Origin of the sequence: Bacillus sp. NTK034 (assembly GCF_017303275.1) — a bacterium.
In the GTDB taxonomy this organism is placed as follows: domain Bacteria; phylum Bacillota; class Bacilli; order Bacillales; family Cytobacillaceae; genus Cytobacillus.
Window position 1 is genome coordinate 415,717 of sequence record NZ_JAFKOJ010000003.1, and the last position, 23,349, is coordinate 439,065.

Genomic DNA, 23,349 nt, shown 5'->3' on the forward strand with positions numbered 1-23,349 from the left:
TCGTCCCCTTACTTTTGAAGTTGAAACTTTTTATAGAGTTTATTCGTTTAATATATAATAGGGGATAATAATAATGGAACTTAGAGAAATAGAGAAGGAGTCATCATGGAAAAATTTCAGCGTTTCAAAGAAGCTTTTGCAGGGTTTTGGCGCAAAAAGCACCTGACACAAATTCTGCTTCTTTTAACACTAACAATAATACTTTTAACCATTCTATTTTTTGCGTTTCTGGCAGCTACAGCAAACGTGGAGACCTTAAAAGAAGGTTTAAGGCAGTCAACTGTTATTTACGATAAAGACGGAGATGCTGCTGCAGGACTTGCGGAAAATAGGGCGGAGGGTGCAAATATTGAAGAATTGCCGGATCATGTAGGCAATGCCGTTATTGCGATTGAGGATGAACGCTTTTATAAGCATAATGGATTTGATATTAAAGGAATTGCAAGAGCCTTTTTTGGCAATTTATTTGCTGGCGGCATAACGGGCGGGGGAAGCACCATTACTCAGCAGCTGGCTAAAAATGCTTTGCTGTCACCAGAACAGACTTACCGCCGAAAAGCCGAAGAATTGTTCCTTGCAGTAGAAATCGAAAAAAATTATAAAAAAAATGAAATCCTGCAAATGTATCTAAATCAGGTATATTTCGGAAGCGGTTCTTGGGGAATTGAACAGGCATCCAATAAGTATTTCAGCAAAACACCAAAGGAACTGAACATAAGCGAGAGTGCACTGCTTGCAGGATTGCTTCAATCGCCTTCAGCACTCGACCCTTATAATCATTACGAACGGGCAATGAAAAGAAGGAATGTTGTCCTCGGAAAGATGAAAGAGCACAAGATGATTTCAGCTGAAGAGTATGAGAACGCTGTAAATGAAAAGATCCAATTAAAGGAAGGGACACGAAGCAAGCAAGAAAGAAAATATCCTTACTATGTTGATGCTGTCCTGGATGAAGCTATAAATAAGTACGGATTAACACAGGAAGAGATTTTTACAAGAGGGTACAAAATATATACGGAAATGGATCAGAACCTGCAATCAAGCCTGGAAAATGTTTATGAAAAGGATTCAATCTTCCCTCCAGGCATGAATGGAGAAATCGTACAGAGTGGTGCTGTCCTTCTTGATCCTGCTTCAGGAGGTGTCAGAGGGCTTGTCGGGGGCAGGGGTGAGCATGTTTTCAGGGGATTCAACAGGGCAACACACATTAAAGCCCAGCCTGGATCTACACTCAAGCCATTAGCGGTCTACACGCCTGCACTTGAAGAAGGATACTCACCAACATCCATGCTAAAAGATGAACAAGTAACATACGGAGATTACACTCCAGCTAATGCTTCCGGACAATATGCGGGCGAAGTGTCCATGTATAAAGCTGTGGAAGATTCTATAAATGTCCCAGCCGTATGGCTCCTTAATGAAATTGGACTTGATAAAGGACTGGATGCACTTGACAGGTTCGGCATACCGCTTGAGAAGGAAGATGAATATTTAGGGATTGCATTAGGCGGAATGAGAAAAGGGGTCTCACCCTTAAAGCTGGCAGAAGCATATGCCGCATTTCCAAATGGCGGCAAGCGGCAGGATGCCCATTTAATTACGAAAATAGTTGGCCCAACAGGCAGCATCATTGCCGAACGTGATAAAGAAACAGTTAAGGTTACGACAAAAACGGTATCGAATCAAATGACTTCCATGCTGTTAAATGTGGTTGAAACAGGCACAGGCAGCGCAACGAAGATTGAGGGAGTTCAAATCGCCGGAAAAACGGGATCAACCCAGCTTCCTTATAAAGATATTAACGGAACGAAAGACCAATGGTTTGTAGGCTATACACCGAATTTGGTTGGTGCAGTTTGGCTGGGGTATGACCAGACAGACAGAGAACATTATCTGTCAAAAAGCAGTTCTGAAACAGCTGTTCCTGTTTTTAGGGCGATAATGGAATCTAGCCTGCCATATATGCAGGAAGGGGAATTTACTACTAAATCGGTAAACGAAAAGCTGGAAAAAAAGGAATTAACAGAAGAAATTGGACAGACCATTAAAGAACAGGCTGAAAAATTTGAAGGCAAAATAAGAGAAGACCTTCCAATCTGGAAGGAAAAATTGAGAGAAGGAAAGCAGGAACTTGAGGAATTCGGCAGGTTCCTGAAAGACAAATTGGATCAATTCAGTAATTAACAATTAAAAAGAAAGAGAGAATGGCCAAAGTAGCCATTCTCTTTTTTTGCTGTGCAATCTTTATACTGGAATAATTCAGCAAAACAGTGTAATCTAAGTAGTTATAGTACCTGCTAACAAAACGACAGCATTCGCTAGCGAATTGCTAGCTTACAGATATTAATAGCTAGGAGGATTCATATGAGTGGAGAAACACGGATTCAGCTTAATGTACGCATTTCAAAAGAGACTTCGAATATGCTTGATGAAATTGTTGATTATTATCAGGAAAACACGAAACTCGGCAGGATTTATAAAGGCGATGTTTTAACAGATATTATTGAAAAATCATATGAAGTAATGAATAAACAAAAAAAGCTCAATAAGAAATTTTAATCCTGTTTAGAGGGGGATTACATGAGAGATGTAAAACTAACCGATATTTATCAGCATCGGATCGCACAGAAATATATTACACGCTCAGGCATCGCTCATGCTATTGCAGTTGCCTATCATTCTTTCCAGCTCGCAAAAGAATTCGGTGAGGATGTTGATTCAGCGGCTAAAGCAGGTTTCATGCATGACATCGGCCATTATACCTGGTACAAAAACGGAAAGTGGGATTACGACCTTTACCGTCAGAATGACATTCATGCCATTAAAGGTGCTGAACGGGCACATAAACTCCTGATCAGACTTGGAGAAAACCCGATTAAAGCAAAAGAAATTGCCTTAGCCATCCTTTTTCACACGGATTCATTTCTGCCTGGCGGTGAGGTTGTAAGAACTCCTCTGCAATCCATAGTCAAATTGGCAGATGAAAAGGATGAAGAGCCAGGAGGAGCGCATCATTACCGTGAACTCGATTTTGAGCGGGCGATGAAAAGCCTCGATAATCTCGATAATAAGATTGATATTTATCTTAAGAAAAAAGCAGAATAACCTAAATTTCTGTCATGTTATGCGCTTCCCCAGGAAATTCGCTACAAATAAACTGCTGCTTTTTAAAGGGAAGCGCCTGTTTCATGAAGAAATATAATTCATGGAAAATAATCAGATTATTAATATTATTATAAGCAGGGATGGTGTTGCGGCAGTGAGAGCAAGGACTCGAAGACAACAGTCATTTAATGTGGAAGAAATCAAATTTAAATTAACAACAGTATTTCTGCATCTCTCATTTTATGCCTTTATCATTTTTATCCTAATTTTATTCTTGGAGCTATTTGGTTAAAATACATACAAAAATGCCAGGGCAAAAAAGCGGCTTTGCCCTGGTGTGAAACGTTATACTTTTGGCAATATTCCTTGTTCCTTTAAATAATCCTCCACTTCTCTAAATTCTTCTACCGGCACAAAAGATATGTCTTTTTTCCGAAGAAGATCCTGAAGCCCATTTTTGGCAAAAGTAATGTCAGCATACTCCGCCGGGTGTGAATCCGGTTCACTGTCCCCAATAAAAAACACAGTTTCATATTCCTTCTTTAAGTCCTGAATGACCTTCGATTTATCAATGCCATATCTCTCAGAGTAATGCTGATGATTCTTATCTATATTCATGTGCACATTCTTCTCATGATAATGACCTTCATTCGAAAAAACCTTCACATGCTCCACTCCATATTTTTTTAATAAGTGATAAATATAATAGTCTGTGCCGGCACTCAAAATATAAAAATCTCCGCCGTTCTGCTGAATCTTTTTGATAAAGTCAGGTACATATTCATCTATTTCTATTGAATAAATATCACTGATAATTTGTTCTTCATCCTGATTGATGGAAGTGAAGACTTTATTCAAAAAGTCGATATCCTTTATCACTCCAGCCTTCCATTGGGGCATCAGCCTTCGCCCCTCCGGAAAATATTTATCCATCATAATCAAATAAAAGTCTCTTTTTGATATTGTTCCATCAAAATCTGAGACAAAAGCCCACTTTTTCATTCTATAAACCTCCAAATAAGACATTTATGCTTTTTATGGTACCATGCTATCTTAACTTTACCCTTTGTTTTTTATGTTCAATCAGTGAAAAAACGTCTTTTGATTTTATTCCTGATGAGATTAATGGTATTATTAATTTGATTTTTACATAAGGAGATGATTAGTATGGCAGAAAAAGGATACATATTAATGAAAAACGGTGAAAAGGTTGAATTTGAACTATATCCTGAAGCAGCACCAGGGACAGTTGAAAATTTCAAAAAGCTTGCTAATGAAGGCTTTTATAATGGCTTGAATTTCCATCGTGTAATTCCTGGGTTTGTAAGTCAGGGAGGGTGCCCGAACGGAACAGGAACTGGTGGTCCAGGGTACACAATCAAATGTGAAACAGAAGGAAACCCTCATAAGCATGAAGAAGGATCTCTTTCAATGGCTCACGCGGGCCGCGATACAGGCGGAAGCCAGTTCTTTATCGTACATGAGCCACAGCCGCATCTGAACGGTGTTCACACTGTTTTTGGAAAAGTTACTTCCGGGATGGAAGCAGTTAAGGCAATGAGAAACGGCGATGTTATGGAGAAAGTTGAAATTCTTGAAGGATAAATAGTTCAGCAAAAAGAGCCGAAATGGCTCTTTTTTGTTTTGCCATAAATACCTGGCTGAAAATTCCTTATACTAAGAAAAACTAACTGTATTGGAGTTGATGTGATTGGGTGCCATTGAAAGAAACGGCTACCGGTTTGAGCCTGAATTTAGCGTCATCAGCCAGAACGGTGCCATACATGTTTTTCATAATGGAAAATTTGTAGAAGAACTTAAATTCGAATTTTCCGGAAAATTCCCCGAAAACGACCAAATAGAAGAGATGGTTGCTCAGTATTGCACTAGGCATGGATTGTAGAAATTCCTCTAAGTTTGGCGTCCTTCGGTATGAAGAAGGGCGCCTGCCCTATTTTCCTATTAAGAGTTTTTCTTTTAAACCCAATTGGATTTTATGTAAAATAACTATACCTTGATATTAAGAGAGGATGGTTAAATGAAGCCTATTAAAGACCATTTGAAACAAAATCTTGATTTGCTGTTTGTCGGCTTCAATCCAAGTATTCGATCAGGAGAGACAGGTCATCATTTTGCAAATCCAAACAACCGATTTTGGAAGATCCTATATGAATCAGGGCTGACTCCTCGTAAATTTGATGCATTTGAAGACTACAAGTTATTGGAATTGGGATATGGCATGACAAATATTGTACCCCGTCCTACTAAAGCTGCGGACGAAATAACAAAGGAAGAATATAAAGAGGGCAGAGAAGAGCTGATTAAAAAAGTAAGTGAACTTAAACCTAAGGTCATTTGCTTTGTTGGAAAAGGAGTATATCAGGAATACAGCCGCAAAAAGAAGCTGCCATGGGGAGTGCAGGAGGAATCTGTGGTTCCCGGAACGATTGATTTTGCTGCTCCTTCGTCTTCTGGACTGGTCCGAATGAAAATGGATGAAATTATTCAAATCTATGCGGAGATTCCGAAGCTATTAAAAACTCTCTGATAAAACCAATTTTTGAATGGTTGCCGCCTGGTCAGCATCATGCTGTTTCATAGGGCAAATAGCACAAACTCTTCCTTATTCACAAACAATTTTCTAGTATTTTCCCCTACCAACGGTACTGTTAATTAATATTCAGAATTGTTAAAATGAATTCAACAGCAAGAACCAGCTTCAATTTAATCTCTTAAGGAGGGAAAGAAATGGAGCAATATGTTCGTGTTATTCCTTTTAAGGTGATTCGTCAGGAAGAGGAAGTTATGGAAGTTCCAAAAGGCGTGGAATTGATTCAGGCGCCAAAGATGTGGAACGCAACAAAAGGAAAAGGAATTAAAATTGCTGTTTTGGACACCGGATGTGACCTAAGCCATCCTGATCTGAAGGATCGAATAACAGGAGGACGGAATTTTACAGACGACGATAACAGCGATCCAAATGTTTTCAAAGACTATAACGGCCACGGCACACATGTTGCAGGAACTATCGCTGCGTATGAAAATGATGCTGGTGTCATTGGGGTAGCGCCTGAAGCTGATCTCCTTATTGTGAAGGTCTTAAATAAGGATGGTTCCGGCCAATACGAATGGATCATCAATGGCATTTATTATGCCATCGAACAAAATGCTGATATCATCTCCATGTCACTTGGCGGACCAGCTGATGTTCCTGAACTGCATGATGCGATAAAAGCTGCTGTTAAAAAGAATATCCTTGTGGTCTGCGCAGCAGGAAATGAAGGGGATGGGGACGACTCAACCGACGAGTTTGCTTATCCCGGCTGCTATAATGAGGTGATTAGTGTAGGGGCTATTAACCTTGAAAGGGATTCTTCCGAATTTACAAACTCTCATAATGAAATAGATTTAGTGGCACCTGGTGAAGAGATATTATCTACCTTTTTGAACGGGAAATACGCAACGCTTAGCGGCACTTCAATGGCAGCCCCGCATGTTTCAGGTGCGCTGGCTCTAATCAAAGATTTAGCAAACAAGCAATTTGAAAGAAAGCTTTCAGAACCGGAATTATATGCACAATTAATCAGAAGGACAGTTCCGTTAGGCAATTCGCCTAAACTGGAAGGAAACGGACTTGTTTATTTAACCGTACCTGAGCATTTAGCCGGGATCTTTGACCAAAAATTCAAATCCATGGTTCATAATGCTATATGATTAAAGTGAACAATATTTCTGCAGCATGGGCAGAGGCTCAGTCAAAGTATATTGAAAATGTTCAGAATGAACCGTATTATGACGCTCAGAAGGATATCCTCAATCTGGAGGACTACTACAGCAGCCTTGATTTTGAAAAAGAAGACATCCCGGAACAAATCCATACTCTGTTGGTTCGCAGCCATAACCGGCAATTGGATTACTCCCCTCACCAATATGTATATCCATGGGTGGATCTGCAGGAAAATCTCAAGCTAAAAAGTTTATATTCCGGGAAAGGGATGGACCCGCTTAAAGCCATTGACCAGGATCTCAAGCTTTTGCAGTCGGTTCAGGAAAGCGGCTTTAGCAGCAGAGAAAGAGTAATTTTTAATACTGAGCATGTCATTCCGCAATCCTGGTTTGAAGAAAGTCAGCCAATGAGAGGGGATCTTCATCACCTGTTTGCATGTGAACCGGCATGCAACAGTATGAGAAGCAACTTCCCCTACCATGATTTTGAAGCCTATACTCCGGAATTCGAGGCTGAGAGTGTCAGGACCGGATGCGGAATGGCAGAACAGGAAAAGTTTGAGCCTGAATATGGAAAGGGTATTGCCGCAAGAGCAGTATTCTATTTTGCTGTCAGATATAAAAAAGTAATTAAAATCGAAGAAAAGATGGATATGCAGATTTTGCTGAGATGGCATGCAGAATATCCAGTGACTGTATATGAGAAGCATAGGAACGCTGCCATTCAAGAGCTCCAGGGAAACCGCAACCCATTTATTGATTTTCCGGAAGGTGCAAAGAAAATGTTAGGATAATATAGGATAATAAATGTGCCCGCCTGAAACTCAGGCGGGTTTGTTTTATAATATAAGATAAAAAAGGAGCAATCATGTGCAGCCATTTACAGAAAACGTTATAAAAATCATTAAAAACATTCCAAGAGGAAAAGTCATGACATACGGACAAATAGCAAGGCTGGCCGGGAGCCCCAGGGGAGCTAGACAGGTGGTCCGGATACTTCATACCCAAAGTGAAAAGCATCAGCTTCCGTGGCATCGGGTTGTGAATGGGAAAGGGGAAATTGGGTTTAAAGACGGAGATTTGCATGACATTCAGAGAGAACAATTAGAAAATGAGGGGATTTACTTTAATATAAATAATAGAATTGATTTGCAGGAATTTGCCTATGAATCATCACAGCAAATATAAAAAAGCGTGCCATCCAATTGGAAGTCACGCTTCTTAATAATCATAAGTACCTATTTTGTCTTTGATGCATATTCCTCAATCATCTCAACGGTTACATACTTTCTTGCAGGTATAATTCCCTGTTTAGAAAGTTTATTGATTTCAGCAGTTACTTCATTTATCTTATCCGCAGAAAATGGAAGTCCCCTCCTGCATAAATCCAATGCTTGCTCAATATAGTATTCGCGCTGCTGCTCCAGGGCAGCAAATTTCGTAATAATCTTATTCTGCTTTCCTACATGTTCTGATATTGCTTTATGTACACTCATTCTTTCCACCCCTTATAAAATTCACCTGTTTTTATCATACCATTTTCTAATAGCATTTTAAGAGTAAATATATTCTTATTAGCATAATATTTATTTTAAATAAAAATAGGAAATAATAGCCAGTCCTCATAACTTTTACAGTGGAGAATAAAATAGTTAAGTAAATCAAAAATTGATTCTTTTTCCTCATTATGGAAATAAAGGGAACACACCTTTCTAAGAAGAAAAGGTTAAGAAACAAAATGGAAGGTGGCTTAATACATATGAAAAAGAGTGTAAAAATAAATATCAGTTTATTGCTGGTATTTATGCTGGCACTTGTTCCTTTTGCTCAGCCCGAATCGCCTCAAGTCCAGGCAACGGAAGAAGGCAGCGAACTTGTACAGCAGTTAAACCAAATGCTTAATAATGATCCAATTCTTCAGGGAGGACTTGCAGGAGTGAGTATCCGCAATGCGGAAACAGGCGAGCTGGTATACGACCATATCGGAGATATACGTTTAAGACCGGCTTCTAATATGAAGCTTCTAACAGCAGCTGCAGCTCTAGAAACATTAGGAGAAAATTATCAGTTCACAACAGAACTTCTTCACACAGGTTCAATAAAGGGAAATACACTTCAAGGTGACTTGATCTTAAAAGGAAAAGGGGATCCAACCCTTTTAAAAAAGGATTTTGATTCATTTGCCGTTAAAGTAAAAGAAGCAGGCATCAAAGTTATTCATGGCAGGCTGATCGGTGATGACACGTGGTATGATAATGTACGCTATTCAACCGACCTGTCATGGAGCGATGAATCATGGTATTATGGCGGACAAGTCTCGGCACTAACTGCCTCCCCAAACGAGGACTATGACGCTGGCACAGTAATTGTAGAGGTTTATCCCGGAGAAAAAGCCGGGCAGGAACCGATTGTAAAAATGGTCCCGGAAACAGATTACATAAAAATCGTCAATAAGGCTAAAACCGTCACTAAAGATGAAAAGAAGGATATCCATATTGAAAGAGATCACGGAACGAACACCGTTACAATCGAAGGAGAAACTCCAGTTGAAGGCAGCCGTTCAAGGGAATGGATCGCTGTATGGGAGCCTACTGGCTACGCATTGGATCTATTGAAGCTTTCTCTCGCTGAACAAGGCATTAAAATCAAAGGGAAAACAGAAGCTGGCACTGCCCCAGAAGACGCAACACTATTTGCTGAGCATAAATCCATGCCGATCAAAGATTTGTTCATACCATTTATGAAATTAAGCAATAATGGCCATGCGGAAACATTAATCAAGGAAATGGGCAAAGTTGCCAAAGGAGAAGGCAGCTGGGAAAAAGGGCTGGAGGTATTAGAAGAACAAGCAGAAGCCTTTGGGATGAATAAGGAAACTCTCGTACTCAGGGACGGTTCTGGAATCTCACATGTGAACTTAATTCCTGCAAATGAAATCTCAAAACTTCTTTTCGAAGTACAGGACGAAGAATGGTTCAGCTCCTATTTGAACTCATTGCCGATTGCGGGCAATACAGACCGGATGGCGGGAGGAACTCTTAGAAATCGCATGAAAAACTCCAATGCCGCAGGGAACGTGAGAGCAAAAACTGGCTCCATCTCAACAGTCAGTTCATTATCAGGATATGTTAAGACATCCAGCGGGGAAGAGCTTATCTTTTCTATTATTCTGAATAACTTAACTGATGGGAGTGAAGGTAAAGTTATTGAGGACAAAATAGCCACGCTATTAGCCGATCAATAAAACATTAGAAAAGGGCAGGATACCGTTTCGCCGGTAAACCTGCCCTTTTTCGCTCTTACTCTGCTTTTGCTGCCTGTATCTGCAGGTCAATTTTCACTTTATCTCCAACAAGTACTCCGCCTGTTTCAAGGGCTGAATTCCATGTTAAGCCATAGTCGCTTCGCTTGATTGCTCCAGCAGCAGTAAAACCGACTTTTTCATTGCCCCAAGGATCTTTGCCTGACCCTTCATATGTCACAGTAAAGGTTTCTGTATTTGTTGCACCATGAATAGTAAGATCGCCGGTAACATCATATTCATCATCACCTTTGTTTACAATGCCTGTTGATTTAAAGGTCATTTTCGGATGGTTCTCAACATCAAAGAAGTCAGCAGAACGCAGGTGATTGTCACGATCTTCATTGCGTGTATCAACACTTGAAAGTGAAACATTGAAAGAAATATCAGCAGTTGTTAAATCTGCAGGATCTGCAGTTATTTCTGCATCAAAGCTATTAAAGCTGCCTTTCACGTTAGCGATCATCATATGTTTGATAGAAAAATCCACACTGCTGTGCGCAGGATCAACTGCCCATTTTGTTTTAGCCATATTTTTCTCCTCCAATAGTTCGAATTCATTTGTTTCGAATTCAAGATATTTTAATTCTAAATAAATTATATGCTGGTTCAAGTTTTATGTCAATGATATTTTTTCAAAAGATGGTAAAATGAAGACTACTTAAATTTTCGATTTCATACATAACCTAAGTCATAATGATTTCATCACGATTTGGTGATGTTTAAAGGGGAACGGACCATGAATCAGCTTGAACAGATTTACAATAATGCTGCAGAGCATACAAAAATAAAAATCCTGGAGGATGCCGACCGCTATCTGGGAAGTAAAGAGCCGATGCCATCCTATAAGGAATATCTTTCTGAAAGATTTCATTATATCGACCAAATCTGGGTAAATGTGTGGCTGAATAAAATCACTGCCAAAATATCCAAGCATGAAAAAAAGAAATATCTAGGTGAAAAAGGGTATGACACAGAAAATGCAGACAGGAAAATAATTAATCACCTCTTCCGGACTGAAATGAGGGATTATCAGCCTTTTAACAGTTTGGACTGGCTTAATGACCTATTTGAAAGCAATAATGAAGCTTGGGCTGAGCGCTATGAGAATGCACGGGCTCATTATCTGCAGAAAGCAGAAGAGGAGCTTCTTCAGCGAAAGAAGTATCGAATCCGCGAAGATATTGAAAAGAAAATGGATGAAATTATTGAAAGAGATTATAGCCTTCTATATCTTCATGTCAGACATAAGGCTTCAAAGCAGCTGGCCTCCGATTTTAGAAACAAGATACGATATCAAAAAGCGGATACCTTTGCTCTAGAGGAAAAACTTGAGGAGACAGGCAGCTTTGATGCAGGTGATTATACAGTAATGGGGGAATTCTTTGAGGAGCTGACTGGAAATATTCATAAAGCCTTGTATGGGGGCAAAGGCTATTTTGAATATGAAGCCTATTACTATGTCTATAAGAACCATATATCGGGATTTCTGTCCGATTCTCTGCAATCGTTCGTCCTTCAAAACCTTCCGCATCATTTATTCGAGGAATATGAAGACGCTTATCAGAAACCTCTTACCGGTAAGTCGGTGAAGAAGTTAATGGCCCATACTCTTCAGGATCTTGATGAAAGTTTTTTTGAAAGCATTCAGGAGGAATATATTGAAGATCTGCTGAGGCTTGCGGATATACCGTTTGACCCTGAAGTCCATAAAGTTCTGCTCGAGAAGGATATTGCTGACAGGGACAGAAAAATTGCTGAAGAACTGGCTGAGCAGCAGCGGAAGAAAGAAGAAGAGGAACGCATGCTCGAATACATATTCGGGCAGGAATACAGCCCCTCTGTAGAACGGGCCAAAAGGTATGTACTTCATATTGGTGAAACTAATACAGGGAAGACACATCATGCCCTTGAAGGAATGAAATCGGCCCAAAGCGGCATGTATTTGGCACCTTTAAGGCTATTGGCACTCGAAGTATATGATAAACTGAACCGCGAAGGGATACCCTGTTCTTTGAAAACCGGCGAAGAGGAGAAGTCAGTTGCCGGTTCTGAGCATCTTTCAAGCACCGTAGAAATGTTCTATGAAAAGGACTATTATGACGTCATTGTCATTGATGAAGCCCAAATGATCACGGATAAAGACAGAGGCTTTTCCTGGTATAAAGCAATTACCAAGGCAAATGCCAATGAAGTCCATATCATTGGCAGCCGCAGCGCTAAAAGCATGATGCTCCAGCTTCTTGGCGAAGCAAATATTGAACTGAATGAATACAGCCGGGATATTCCTCTTGAGGTCGAAGCAAAGGAATTCAAATTCAGTCATGTGCGAAAAGGCGATGCACTCATCTGTTTTTCAAGGAAGAGAGTACTTGAAACTGCCTCCAGACTGCAGCAGGAAGGGCACTCAGTAAGTATGATTTATGGAGCGATGCCTCCTGAAACCAGAAAAAAACAAGTCCAGCGTTTTATAAATGGAGAAACTTCCGTCATCGTCTCCACTGATGCCATTGGGATGGGACTCAACCTGCCTATCCGGAGAATTGTTTTATTGGAAAATGATAAGTTTGACGGAACGAAAAGGAGAACCCTTACTTCACAGGAAGTTAAGCAAATTGCTGGAAGGGCAGGGCGAAAAGGGCTTTACAACATAGGGAAAGTTGCTTTTACAAAAGATATTAAAAGAATGAAGGCCCTGCTTGAAATGGAGGATGCCCCAGTCCACAGTTTTGCCATAGCCCCAACAAATACAGTATTTGAAAGATTCCAAAGGTATTACCGTGATCTCGGATCATTCTTTGAGCTTTGGGATAAGTTTGAGAGCCCCAGAGGAACCAAAAAAGCGGCATTAACAGAGGAGAGAGACCTGTATGAAAGGATACGCGGCACAGAAATTGAAGCAAAGCTTGGCCTAATGGACTTATATGGTTTTCTCCATCTGCCATTCTCCAAAAAAGAACATGATCTTGTCCGTCAATGGGAAGAAACCATGTATGCCATTATTGATGGGGAGGAGCTTCCTGAGCCCAGAATCAAGAACCGGAATTTGGAAGAGCTGGAATTGACTTATAAAGCAATTGGCCTGCATTTGCTGTTCCTGTATCGTCTTGAACAGAGAACAGAAGCGTTATACTGGGAAAGATTAAGGGAAGAGATCAGCGACCATGTTCACGAGAGACTGAAAACCGATATTAAAGAGCTCTCAAGAAAATGCAGAAAATGCGGCAAAAAATTGCCCTGGGAACACGAATATCAAATCTGTGATGAATGTCATTCTTCACGTTCAAGAAGAAGGTTTCATTACTATAGAAGGTAATATCCCTCATTCCAGTTAAGAAGCCTGCTGGCAAGACAGCAGGCTTTTAAGTATTAGGGCTTCAAAACTACTTTTATGCAATTGTCTTCATGGCCATTGAAAATTCTATATCCATGACTTGCGTCTTCAAGATTAATTTTATGGGTAATGATGTCTTTCGGATCGAATTCTTCATTGACAATTTTTTCATACAGCATGGGCATGAATGGAATAACAGGAGCCTGTCCCATTTTCAAATTGATGTTCCTGGCGAAGAAGGCACCCAGCGGGAACATGTTATAGTTAGCCCCATAAACACCTGTAAGCTGAACCGTTCCTGTTTTTCTTACCGCTTTAGCTGCAATCTGTATTGGCCCGAGCGTACCTCCTTGAAGCTTCAGCTTTTGTTCAATGAATTCCAGAGGTGACTTTTTGCCATCCATTCCAACACAGTCAATAACAACGTCAGCGCCTCCATGTGTAATTTCCTTTAAATGCTCTCCCATATCAGGATACTTTGTGAATTCAAATACCTCGACCTTATTTGATTCCTTGGCATGGTTCATCCGATAATCCAGATAATCCACGGCAATGACACGTTCTGCACCTTCCATCCAGGCAAACTTCTGTGCCATTAATCCAACAGGACCACAGCCCAGTACAATGACTGTATCTCCTTTTTTAACTCCTGCGTTCACGACACTCCAATAAGCTGTAGGGAGGACATCAGATAAAAACAGCAGTGATTCATCTTCAAGCTCGCATGATTCGGGTACAAGAAATGGAGTGAAATTGCCAAAGGGGACTCTTAAATATTCCGCCTGGCCCCCTGGGTGATTCCCAAATTTTTCAGTATACCCAAAATAGCCTCCTGAATCATAATGCGGGTTTGAATTGTCACATTGACTTGTTTGGTCCTGCTTGCAGTATGCACATTCTCCGCAGGAAACATTGAAGGGAATGACCACTCTGTCGCCTATTTTTACTTTGGTTACTTCAGGCCCGGCTTCCTCCACAATCCCCATTGGTTCATGACCAATAATATATCCTTCCGGCAGCGGCATATTCCCCTGATACAGATGCAAATCAGAACCGCATATTGCTGTGGAAGTAATCCTGACAATAATGTCATCCTTTTTATCCAGCCTCGGGTCATCTTCGTTGGTCACATCTACCCGGTTTGGTCCCTGATAGGTTACTGCCTTCATTTTTAGCACTCCTGTTCTGAGATTTTGTTCTCGATTGCGAATAAGTTTTGTTAAATTTATGGAAAGTGTCTTTTAACAATATTATAAGTTTCACTTAAATTCTTCTTATTATTCGGCTCATTCAGAGATGAGGATGGATAATATTAGCTTGGCAACTGGGCGATTCATTAAATTTATGAATTTTACCCGTTCATTACGAATAGATATTCATGGAAAACAATTAAGAGAGTCTTAAAGGGGCGGTAAAAATGGCAAGCTGCACACATCAGGCTGAAGTAAACATACCGATTGAGGCAATTTGGAACTTTGTCAGTGATATTGGGAACTGGGCACCCTTAGTACCCGGTTATATTGCACATGAGATACTAAGTGACAAAGAATCAACCTGGAGCTTTAAAAGCGATATGGGGATTATTAAGAAAAAGATTGAATTAAAAGTGGATATAACCAGCTGGCAGGAGCCCACAAAGGTGACCTTTCAATTAACAGGGCTTAATGAGAAGTTTACTGGACATGGATATTTTCTTGCGGAAAAAGGCAGCAATAATATTAACATCATGACAGGGTCACTTGAAATATCAGCCGAGGGAATGATGGCCAAAGTGGCTAACTCATTGCTAAATACGGCTCTTCCGGAAATTACTGCAGAATTGACAGAGACTGTTGCATTAAAAGCCGAACAGGAATACAGGGAGCATGCTGGCGTTTAGTTTGTCTCTCATTGAAAAGAACTCATTAACTTGAGTTCTTTTATTTCGTATATCGGTTAGCATAGCTGGAGGCTACGAAAGCTTCCGGCTTTATTTTTGGCTCTAGGCCGATCGATTCGATCCTGGAGACCATTTCCTTCACAAATTCCCGCGTTTTGTTTCTTTTGCCTGATCCGATGTCCATATGTCCTTCCATAGAAAACGAACCGCCTTTGTAAAGGAATGGAAGAACGATATCAAACATTTTGTCTTTGTACTCCTCTGTAAACAAAGAGACCACTTCTTCAGTCAGCGAGGTTTCATAGGAGATTCTCTCATGAAGGTGCAGCATTTTCCTGGGGATAACGGTTTTTCGAATACATGCCCAGGCGCCTTTTCGCTCATTTTGAATCACAATCCCGGTTATAAACACAGTGCGATTGCAATGCACCTGTGAATCTGTTCCAATCATCAGCCTGAAGTTCCCATCAGGATTTCGCTTTATAAAAAGTAAGATACGGTTGAATACCTGCTCAAAAGTCATATTCCTCTCCTGAAGATTTTGAAATGTATATTCAGCATTCACCTATTATCACCACATTAAGTATTTTGTCTCGGAGTATCACTCTTCCACAACCTTTAACTTAAAATGTAATCCCTATTACTGCCATTATATTGAGGGACACTGAACAAGTTGTTTATTTTTTTAAAAAAATTGTTTTTGCAGCGGATGAACGGAAAATGAATGGGAATTTGAAGATTGATGAAAACTATGGTAAAAGGAGGAGCTCTTATGAACAAAACACTCATTTTTATCCTTAAATCAGCAGCAAGCTTGATTGCTTTTGCCATAGCACTTGATTTATTCTTCGATGCCTCATTGGCGGATATTGTTTCTTTCAGTCTTCTGGTAACAGTCATGTCTTATTTACTCGGAGACCGCATCATACTTCCAAGGCTGGGAAACCGGAATGCCCTTATTGCAGACTTTTTCCTGGTTTATGCATCTGTATGGGTGTTTGGGAGTGTGCTGCTTAACAGCTACCTGCAAATCGCATGGGGAAGCATCATTGCGGCAGGAATTATCACTTTTTCCGAAGTCTTTATCCACCGCTATTTGCTAAAAACCGCAGCTTCCAATCACCAGGATAACCGGGAGGAAGCCGTCTTGAACCCCCGCCTTGCTTATGGAATGGAAATGGCGGAGGAGAAAGAGCCGACACGGGATTGGGATTGAAAATCATAAAGCAGCTAAACCCAATGCGGACATTACGGCTGCTTGGGTTTTTCTCATTCATTCATAAGAATACTCTTGCTATTTTGTCATCAAACACCCAATATTAATAAGGTGCATTTTATCCAAAGAAAAGAAAGTAGGGTCTTATTTGCAGGATTTTTTAACACTTGGCATTTCAAAAAAACGAACCGAGCTTTTGCTTAAGGCTGGCATCGGGAATCCTACCCCCATCCAGGAGAAAGCCATTCCCGCTTTAATGGAGGGAAGGGATATCATTGCCCAGGCACAGACCGGAACAGGAAAGACATTTGCTTTTATCCTGCCGATTCTTGAAAAGCTGGAGCCGGCAGCATCCCATATACAAGCACTGATTGTTACACCCACAAGAGAATTAGCCCTGCAGATCACGGGAGAAGTTCAAAAACTGACTGCGGCTGATGATATAGAGGTTTTAGCTGTGTATGGCGGCCAGGATGTAGACAAACAGCTGAACAAACTAAAGAAAAATGTCCATATTGTTGTCGGAACTCCCGGACGGCTGCTCGACCATATTAATAGAAAAACTATTGATTTATCAAAGACAGATTTTTTAGTCTTGGATGAAGCCGATCAAATGCTGCATATCGGTTTTCTGGGAGAAGTGGAAGATATAATTAATGAGACTCCCGAAAGCAGGCAGACCATGCTTTTTTCAGCCACAATTCCAGCAGAAATAAAAAAACTGGCACGAAAACACCTGAAAGAACCACAGTATATTCAAGTTGAAAAAACACAGGGACCGGCAGATTCAGTAAAGCAAATCGCCATACATACGATCGACCGTGCCAAGCAGGCTACACTCATGCAATTAATTCAAACTCATAGACCTTATTTAGCCGTCATCTTTTGCCGGACCAAACGCAGGGTCAGCAAGCTTAATGATGTACTAAAATCAAATGGCTTCCAAAGTGATGAGCTGCACGGGGATTTATCCCAGTCCAAACGGGAACAAGTGATGAAACGATTCAGGGACGCAGAATTACAGCTATTAGTAGCAACTGATGTAGCAGCAAGGGGACTTGATGTGGAAGGTGTCACACATGTATTTAATTATGATATTCCACTGGATCCGGAAAGCTATGTTCACCGCATCGGAAGAACGGGAAGAGCTGGCATGAAGGGGCTTGCAATCACTTTTTATTCATCCGCAGACAAACCGCTTCTCGAAGCAATTGAAAAAGGGCTGAACATTTCAATATCAAGGCAGAACCTTGGCAAAAGCCAGGAAAAGCAAAAGCCATCCAGGCCACCAGAAAAAAACTCTCACCTGCAAAAAAGCCCATCTTCACGTGGAAGAAAGAAAAAGGATAATTGGGACGATGCAGACAGAAAAAAGAATGAAGGCAAAACTTCCCCAACAAAGAGCAGAAAAAGCCAAAGGAAAAAATCCATACCGTTGAATTCAGCTGGTAATGTAAACCGCAGTAAATCACAATCCAAAAAGAAGACTTCAGCGCCTAAAACTGTGAGTGACATGTCAAAAAGACGCGGAAGGTGACCATAATTAAAGGAGGAACAATATGTTAAAAGAACGGATTGAAAATCATCTTAAAAAACCAGAAAACGAAATATACAAAGAAGAAAAGGAATTTGCTGAAAAGCATCAGCTATTATCAAATGCTGAAACTTTAATAGTCAAAAATCCTGAAACTCGCTTTGCAAATGCTTATATAGAGAGAGGAAACAAGGAAACAGAAGAAGTCCTCTCACAGGAGACTTTCGATTTTCTAAACCAGCCTATCGATTATTTTGTAAAAAACATTAAAGAGTTTATGTACCTTGAGTCTGAATGGTTTGGGATTATTGGGGCAGAAGCCATCTCATTTGAATTCGATGACCTTTTCCGAAACTATGATGTCATGCTTGGACTTAAATTGCCTAAGAAGAAAGCAGAAGCAATAAGGTCATATTTAAAAAGGACATTACAAGGTGATTCAGCAACATTTGATTTAATGTTTAACCAGCAAGATGGGTTATGGGAACTCAATTTTGCTTTGGATGACCTGGAGGGCTTTAAAGAAGATATGACCATAAACGAAGCTTACAATCTAATTTACAGATATCTATTCTTATTGGCAGAAAAAATTGAGGAAGCAAACTAAAAAAGCGGTTCAATCGAACTGCTTTTTTTATTTATTTTATTTCCCATACCATGGATATTTCTTTGTGAAATTCTGCATGATATAGATTGTTAATAAAAAAGGAGGAATCAAAATGGAAATTCAGTCTAACCAATTGCATCAAAACATGCATACGGGAAATATACCTCAGCAGCTCAACCATGGAGCACATGAAGTTCTAGATGTTCATGAAGTTTTATCAGGTACAGTCGGCACCTTAAACACATACTCACTTTTGCGTCAGCACGTACAAGATCAGGAACTGGCAAGTCTAATGGACCGCCAATATCAATTTATTCAAGAGGAGTACAATACTACACTGGAATGCTTCCAGACAGGTAAAGATCCTTCTAAACCAACCCAGAGCTATAAAATGAACCAGGATAATGATTTTATTTATGGTTTAAAGCCTGCTCAGCCAAAGAAGCCAATCCAATCTATCTCCGAAATGAATGAAGAAACAGTTTCCGGCTGCCTTCTGGGAGCATTAAAATCGGCCGCTTCCATGAAAACAATGGCTGCACTCGAAACAACAAATCCTGTTGTTCGTAGAGTACTGGCTGATTCAGTCCCAAATTGCATTGAGATGGCTTATGAACTTTCGATTTATCAAAACAAACATCATTATTACCAGGTACCTCAGTTTACACAGCAGGATATGCAGCAAATGTTAAATGCATATGCTCCTGCTCAAGGGCAAATGCCTAATCCTAATATTCCTCATTAAAAAAAGAGCCCCTTGGTAAAATGCCAGGGGCTCTTGCATTCTTTTGCATATGTGGTTATTTAAAGGTTTCATTCGATAATGGAGAGCCAGCAGATGTATGCTGATTCATCCATTCAAGAGATACTTTGGAAACTGTCTGCCAATCTGGAATCTTATCCTTAAATTTTTCAATCCAGCTCATTGCGAATTGGGAATCAATGCCTTTTTCCTCACATTGGCTTAAAAAATCCTGTACGGCTGATTGATTAAATTGACCCCAGCCTCCGCATATGTTCTGCCAAATCTGTTCAATAGAAGCTTGTATGGGTGAATCAATATTCGTTTTGCCGTGTTGATTATGATTGTGCATACATAAACTCTCCTTTTTATTTAATATCAATTTCATTATGTCCTTCGGAATTAGAAGTCATGTGCGAGGCAAAATAATCCTATAAAATAAAAAAATCTTTAATGAAACATAAAAATTATAGCCTGTTTATAGGATCTCATCACAATTTTCCAGGCAACCATGACATTTATCATGGTTTGTACATGACACTCATGTCTACAAAACCTTCTGAAAACCCTTTATCATAAGGTTAACGTCATGAAGAAGGGAATTAAAAAATGACTTCTAAAGAAAAACAACTCAACTTAAAAAAACAAATGGCACCATATGAAAAATCAGATTTAACACGCAGCACCATGCAGCTGGTCAATACACTGGGACCTTTTTTCCTGCTGTGGTTCCTTGCTTATAAGAGCCTGAGCATTTCTTACCTGCTGACGCTTGGCATATCTGTCATTGCAGCAGGCTTTCTGGTCAGGATCTTCATCATTTTCCATGATTGCTGCCACCATTCCTTTTTCAAAAATCGCAAAGCAAACAAAATCGTTGGCACATTCACAGGGATCCTTACCATTTTCCCTTATCACCAATGGCAGCATGACCACAATGTTCACCATGCAACCAGCGGTAATCTGGACAAGCGTGGTACAGGAGATATCTGGACACTGACTGTGAAAGAATACCAGGATGCGTCATGGCCGACACGTGCAGCTTATCGCATTTACCGCAATCCGTTCGTCATGTTAGGGTTAGGCCCGATTTATGTATTTTTGTTGAAAAACCGATTTAACAGAAAAGGGGCAAGAAAGAATGAACGCATCAATACTTATCTTACAAATGCAGCCATCGCTGGTTTGTATGCGTTCATGTGCTGGGCCATCGGATGGGAAGCATTCCTGATGGTGCAAGGACCAATCTTTCTAATTTCCGGAGCAGCGGGAATTTGGCTTTTCTATGTACAGCATACATTTGAAGACTCCTATTTTGAAGAAGATGATAAGTGGGAGTATGTAAAAGCGGCAGTAGAAGGAAGCTCCTTTTACAAGCTTCCAAAAGTGCTTCAGTGGCTGACCGGGAACATCGGGTTCCATCATATTCATCACTTAAGCCCGCGCGTGCCTAACTATAATCTAGAAAGCGCACATTATAATACAGCTGAGCTCCAGAATGTACCGACCATTACGCTTTCGACCAGCCTGAAGTCCCTTCGATTCCGCTTATGGGATGAAGAAGCCCAGGACTTCACGGGTTATGGAACAGCCAGGCAGTCTGCACTCAGAAAAAAACAAAGCAGAGCAAAAACGGCATCTGTGAAGCCATAACTTAGTCTATAGTCTACTGAAGAACAGCTCCTTTGTGATATGATAGCAAAGGAGCTGTTTTATTATTTCACGAATAAAAAGAGGGTACCTCACATGTTTAAAAAGTATTTCACCACATTGAAAAGTTCAGGCATTTCTCCTTATATATGGAGTGTATTCAGCATTTTGCCGTTTTATTTCATCTTCAGATCCACCTCAAAAATCGCCATAGCCGTAGGGATTATCCTGACCATTTTATTTTTTATATCATTGCGTTTTGCCTTTATATCGCGGAAGTGGCCTGTCTATCTATGGACTGGCATCTTAATCAGCATATCGATTACAATGACCATTCTTTTTTCGTTTATTTACTTTGCTTTTTATATTGCTTATTACAATGGCCATATCAAAAACAGGATTGCATTTCTAACGTTATATGTCATCCATCTTGTCGCAACTACCATCTCAATTAACATTAATTTTGTCACACAAAAGCCATTATTTCTTGAGCAGATACCTTTTATCATTATCATCTGGATCAGTGTAATTTTGCTTCCTTTTAACATCCACAATAAGAAAAAGCAGGAAATGCTTGAAGAACAGCTCGAAGATGCCAACAAAAGGATTGCGGAGCTTGTCAAACAGGAAGAAAGGCAGCGGATTGCCCGCGATCTTCATGATACCCTTGGACAAAAATTGTCTCTGATCGGGTTAAAAAGCGATCTGGCCAGGAAGCTCATCAGCAAGGATCCTGACCAGGCAAAGGAAGAGCTTGTAGACGTTCAGCAAACGGCCAGAACAGCATTAAACGAAGTAAGAAAAATGGTTTCCCAGATGAGAGGAATCAGGCTGAAGGAAGAAATTATACTTGTTAAGCAAATTTTAAAGGCCGCCTCTATCGAATTTATCGGGGAAGAAGAAATCAAATTAAAGAATGTGTCACTATTCCTTGAGAATATTCTAAGCATGTGCATGAAAGAAGCTGTGACAAATGTAGTAAAACACAGTAATGCAACAGAATGCCGAATAAGCATTGAACAAACCTGGAATGAAGTTAGCATTACTGTCCAGGATAACGGGGTCGGCATGAATCCTGCAACAGATGTCGGCAAGGGGTCCGGACTGCTTGGATTAGGAGAGCGGCTCGACTTTGTCAATGGAAGCCTTGAAATCGCATCTGAAAATGGAACAACGATTACAATGAAGGTGCCAACAGTCGTAAAGGAAACAAATAAGGAGGAAAAGGCATGATTAAAATCGTCATAGCTGAAGACCAGCGGATGGTGCTTGGTGCTTTAGGATCCCTGTTAAATCTCGAAGACGATATGGAGGTCATTGGCAAAGCATCGAATGGCAAGGAAGCCATATCTCTTGTCCAATCGCTCAAACCGGATATATGCATCATGGATATTGAAATGCCGGAAAAGAGCGGCTTGGAAGCGGCGGAAGAATTGAAAGGCATGGGATGCAAAGTTATTATTCTGACAACCTTTGCAAGGTCAGGCTATTTTCAGCGTGCCCTTAAGGCCGGTGTAAGGGGATACTTATTAAAAGACAGCCCGAGTGAAGAGCTCGCCAGCTCAATCAGAAACGTCGTGGAAGGAAAGCGCATCTATGCACCTGAATTAATGGATGATGTATATGGAGAAGAAAACCCGCTGACCGACCGTGAAAAAGAGGTGCTTGAGCTGATTGCCGACGGCAAAAACACCAGGGAAATTGCCGACCAGCTCAGCATTAAAACAGGAACCGTCCGTAACTATATATCTGCTATTCTTGACAAGCTCGAAGTTACGAATAGGATTGAAGCCATTACCCAGTCCAAAGAGAAGGGCTGGTTTAAATAAAGGTGTTTCTTGCATAAAAAGGCAGCAGCCAACCCAGGCTTAGCTGTCCTTTTTCATTTTCTTTAATTCTTCCATAACAACGAAGGCCAAATCATCATTTCCAAACATTGATAGAACACCAAGCAATGTCTCATCAGGCACATCGCCCGCTTCTTCTTTTGGAACTGTCAGCTCCAGCGCTTCCTGCAGTGAAATATTTTTGCTTTGATCAGGGTATGCCTTTAAATAGATTTCCTCGGGATCTAAATTGTGATTAATGCACCACTGGGCAAAAACGAGAATCATCATTTTTTCTTCGCCCTGATAGTTTTGAATAATTCTTTCTTCAAGCTCTTTGCTGTTCATTTTCATAAATCTCCTTATGTATTTATATATTGATTATAGATATAAATCCATGATTTTTCATCTTAATTGCCATTTCTTTTG

General features: G+C 40.3%; 26 protein-coding genes. 19 read left to right on the forward strand and 7 right to left on the reverse strand.

Annotated features, from left to right (window positions below; all coding sequences use genetic code 11):
- The first annotated feature begins 105 nt into the window (after positions 1 to 105).
- The 3 genes from JI665_RS12800 to JI665_RS12810 all read left to right on the forward strand — a co-directional run bounded on the left by JI665_RS12800 (position 106) and on the right by JI665_RS12810 (position 3,105).
- Entirely contained in the window at positions 106 to 2,184 is a 2,079-nt protein-coding gene (locus JI665_RS12800; RefSeq protein WP_206839813.1) for a transglycosylase domain-containing protein, read from the forward strand.
- Positions 2,185 to 2,364: 180 nt separating this feature from the next.
- On the forward strand, positions 2,365 to 2,559 hold the full coding sequence (locus JI665_RS12805; protein ID WP_206839815.1) for a hypothetical protein: 195 nt from the start codon (positions 2,365 to 2,367) through the stop codon (positions 2,557 to 2,559).
- A 21-nt stretch (positions 2,560 to 2,580) separates the two neighbouring features.
- Positions 2,581 to 3,105: an HD domain-containing protein gene (locus tag JI665_RS12810; RefSeq protein ID WP_206839817.1), complete on the forward strand. Its 525-nt coding sequence runs from the start codon at positions 2,581 to 2,583 to the stop codon at positions 3,103 to 3,105.
- A gap of 345 nt (positions 3,106 to 3,450) precedes the next feature.
- On the opposite strand, the gene JI665_RS12815 is transcribed toward JI665_RS12810, so the two are convergent.
- Positions 3,451 to 4,107 carry an MtnX-like HAD-IB family phosphatase gene (locus JI665_RS12815; RefSeq protein WP_206839818.1) on the reverse strand — a complete coding sequence of 219 codons (657 nt, stop codon included), beginning with the start codon at positions 4,105 to 4,107 and terminating at the stop codon, positions 3,451 to 3,453.
- A gap of 165 nt (positions 4,108 to 4,272) precedes the next feature.
- Between JI665_RS12815 and JI665_RS12820 the strand changes: the two genes are divergently transcribed.
- From JI665_RS12820 to JI665_RS12845, 6 genes are all read left to right on the forward strand, one after another.
- Positions 4,273 to 4,710, forward strand: a complete 438-nt coding sequence (locus tag JI665_RS12820) for a peptidylprolyl isomerase (RefSeq protein WP_206839820.1) — start codon at positions 4,273 to 4,275, stop codon at positions 4,708 to 4,710.
- 106 nt (positions 4,711 to 4,816) lie between these two features.
- Positions 4,817 to 5,008: a YbxH family protein gene (locus JI665_RS12825; protein WP_206839823.1), complete on the forward strand. Its 192-nt coding sequence runs from the start codon at positions 4,817 to 4,819 to the stop codon at positions 5,006 to 5,008.
- Positions 5,009 to 5,143: 135 nt separating this feature from the next.
- A complete protein-coding gene (locus tag JI665_RS12830; RefSeq protein WP_206839824.1) occupies positions 5,144 to 5,653 on the forward strand; it encodes a mismatch-specific DNA-glycosylase in 510 nt (169 codons plus the stop codon).
- Positions 5,654 to 5,853: 200 nt separating this feature from the next.
- Entirely contained in the window at positions 5,854 to 6,819 is a 966-nt protein-coding gene (locus JI665_RS12835) for a S8 family peptidase (protein ID WP_206839826.1), read from the forward strand.
- Entirely contained in the window at positions 6,816 to 7,625 is an 810-nt protein-coding gene (locus JI665_RS12840) for an endonuclease I family protein (protein ID WP_206839828.1), read from the forward strand. The genes JI665_RS12835 and JI665_RS12840 overlap by 4 nt, the downstream gene beginning before the upstream one ends.
- A gap of 76 nt (positions 7,626 to 7,701) precedes the next feature.
- Positions 7,702 to 8,019 (forward strand): MGMT family protein, encoded by a 318-nt coding sequence (locus JI665_RS12845; protein WP_206839830.1) that lies wholly within the window; start codon positions 7,702 to 7,704, stop codon positions 8,017 to 8,019.
- A gap of 50 nt (positions 8,020 to 8,069) precedes the next feature.
- Here the strand turns inward: JI665_RS12845 and JI665_RS12850 are convergent, their stop codons facing one another.
- A complete protein-coding gene (locus JI665_RS12850; protein WP_206839832.1) occupies positions 8,070 to 8,327 on the reverse strand; it encodes a YpbS family protein in 258 nt (85 codons plus the stop codon).
- 263 nt (positions 8,328 to 8,590) lie between these two features.
- Between JI665_RS12850 and dacB the strand changes: the two genes are divergently transcribed.
- The gene (gene dacB, locus JI665_RS12855) at positions 8,591 to 10,075 is read left to right on the forward strand and encodes a D-alanyl-D-alanine carboxypeptidase/D-alanyl-D-alanine endopeptidase (RefSeq protein WP_206839834.1); all 1,485 of its coding nucleotides are present in this window, start codon (positions 8,591 to 8,593) and stop codon (positions 10,073 to 10,075) included.
- A 55-nt stretch (positions 10,076 to 10,130) separates the two neighbouring features.
- Here dacB and JI665_RS12860 read toward each other — a convergent pair whose 3' ends face one another.
- Entirely contained in the window at positions 10,131 to 10,664 is a 534-nt protein-coding gene (locus JI665_RS12860; protein ID WP_206839835.1) for a YceI family protein, read from the reverse strand.
- A 207-nt stretch (positions 10,665 to 10,871) separates the two neighbouring features.
- Here JI665_RS12860 and JI665_RS12865 point away from each other — a divergent pair, with 207 nt between their 5' ends.
- Positions 10,872 to 13,448 (forward strand): helicase-related protein, encoded by a 2,577-nt coding sequence (locus tag JI665_RS12865; protein WP_206839837.1) that lies wholly within the window; start codon positions 10,872 to 10,874, stop codon positions 13,446 to 13,448.
- 53 nt (positions 13,449 to 13,501) lie between these two features.
- Here JI665_RS12865 and JI665_RS12870 read toward each other — a convergent pair whose 3' ends face one another.
- The gene (locus JI665_RS12870; protein WP_206839839.1) at positions 13,502 to 14,635 is read right to left on the reverse strand and encodes a zinc-dependent alcohol dehydrogenase; all 1,134 of its coding nucleotides are present in this window, start codon (positions 14,633 to 14,635) and stop codon (positions 13,502 to 13,504) included.
- A gap of 248 nt (positions 14,636 to 14,883) precedes the next feature.
- On the opposite strand from JI665_RS12870, the gene JI665_RS12875 reads away from it, so the two are divergent.
- Positions 14,884 to 15,345, forward strand: coding sequence for a CoxG family protein (locus tag JI665_RS12875; RefSeq protein ID WP_206839840.1), 462 nt, complete (start codon positions 14,884 to 14,886; stop codon positions 15,343 to 15,345).
- A gap of 40 nt (positions 15,346 to 15,385) precedes the next feature.
- On the opposite strand, the gene JI665_RS12880 is transcribed toward JI665_RS12875, so the two are convergent.
- Positions 15,386 to 15,868: a ribonuclease H-like YkuK family protein gene (locus JI665_RS12880; RefSeq protein ID WP_211202544.1), complete on the reverse strand. Its 483-nt coding sequence runs from the start codon at positions 15,866 to 15,868 to the stop codon at positions 15,386 to 15,388.
- 249 nt (positions 15,869 to 16,117) lie between these two features.
- Between JI665_RS12880 and JI665_RS12885 the strand changes: the two genes are divergently transcribed.
- The 4 genes from JI665_RS12885 to JI665_RS12900 all read left to right on the forward strand — a co-directional run bounded on the left by JI665_RS12885 (position 16,118) and on the right by JI665_RS12900 (position 19,447).
- Positions 16,118 to 16,561: a YndM family protein gene (locus tag JI665_RS12885; RefSeq protein WP_206839843.1), complete on the forward strand. Its 444-nt coding sequence runs from the start codon at positions 16,118 to 16,120 to the stop codon at positions 16,559 to 16,561.
- A gap of 148 nt (positions 16,562 to 16,709) precedes the next feature.
- The gene (locus tag JI665_RS12890) at positions 16,710 to 18,098 is read left to right on the forward strand and encodes a DEAD/DEAH box helicase (protein ID WP_206839844.1); all 1,389 of its coding nucleotides are present in this window, start codon (positions 16,710 to 16,712) and stop codon (positions 18,096 to 18,098) included.
- A gap of 22 nt (positions 18,099 to 18,120) precedes the next feature.
- Complete coding sequence (locus tag JI665_RS12895; protein ID WP_206839845.1) at positions 18,121 to 18,702, forward strand: branched-chain amino acid aminotransferase; 582 nt, start codon at positions 18,121 to 18,123, stop codon at positions 18,700 to 18,702.
- A gap of 112 nt (positions 18,703 to 18,814) precedes the next feature.
- Complete coding sequence (locus JI665_RS12900; RefSeq protein ID WP_206839846.1) at positions 18,815 to 19,447, forward strand: spore coat protein; 633 nt, start codon at positions 18,815 to 18,817, stop codon at positions 19,445 to 19,447.
- Positions 19,448 to 19,502: 55 nt separating this feature from the next.
- Here JI665_RS12900 and JI665_RS12905 read toward each other — a convergent pair whose 3' ends face one another.
- Positions 19,503 to 19,796 carry a hypothetical protein gene (locus tag JI665_RS12905; RefSeq protein WP_206839847.1) on the reverse strand — a complete coding sequence of 98 codons (294 nt, stop codon included), beginning with the start codon at positions 19,794 to 19,796 and terminating at the stop codon, positions 19,503 to 19,505.
- Positions 19,797 to 20,053: 257 nt separating this feature from the next.
- Between JI665_RS12905 and JI665_RS12910 the strand changes: the two genes are divergently transcribed.
- From JI665_RS12910 to JI665_RS12920, 3 genes are all read left to right on the forward strand, one after another.
- Entirely contained in the window at positions 20,054 to 21,097 is a 1,044-nt protein-coding gene (locus JI665_RS12910) for a fatty acid desaturase (RefSeq protein ID WP_206839848.1), read from the forward strand.
- Between the two features lie 93 nt (positions 21,098 to 21,190).
- Positions 21,191 to 22,327, forward strand: coding sequence for a sensor histidine kinase (locus JI665_RS12915; protein WP_206839849.1), 1,137 nt, complete (start codon positions 21,191 to 21,193; stop codon positions 22,325 to 22,327).
- Positions 22,324 to 22,923, forward strand: a complete 600-nt coding sequence (locus tag JI665_RS12920; protein ID WP_206839850.1) for a response regulator transcription factor — start codon at positions 22,324 to 22,326, stop codon at positions 22,921 to 22,923. The genes JI665_RS12915 and JI665_RS12920 overlap by 4 nt, the downstream gene beginning before the upstream one ends.
- A gap of 39 nt (positions 22,924 to 22,962) precedes the next feature.
- On the opposite strand, the gene JI665_RS12925 is transcribed toward JI665_RS12920, so the two are convergent.
- The gene (locus JI665_RS12925; protein ID WP_019379946.1) at positions 22,963 to 23,268 is read right to left on the reverse strand and encodes a hypothetical protein; all 306 of its coding nucleotides are present in this window, start codon (positions 23,266 to 23,268) and stop codon (positions 22,963 to 22,965) included.
- Positions 23,269 to 23,349: the final 81 nt, after the last annotated feature.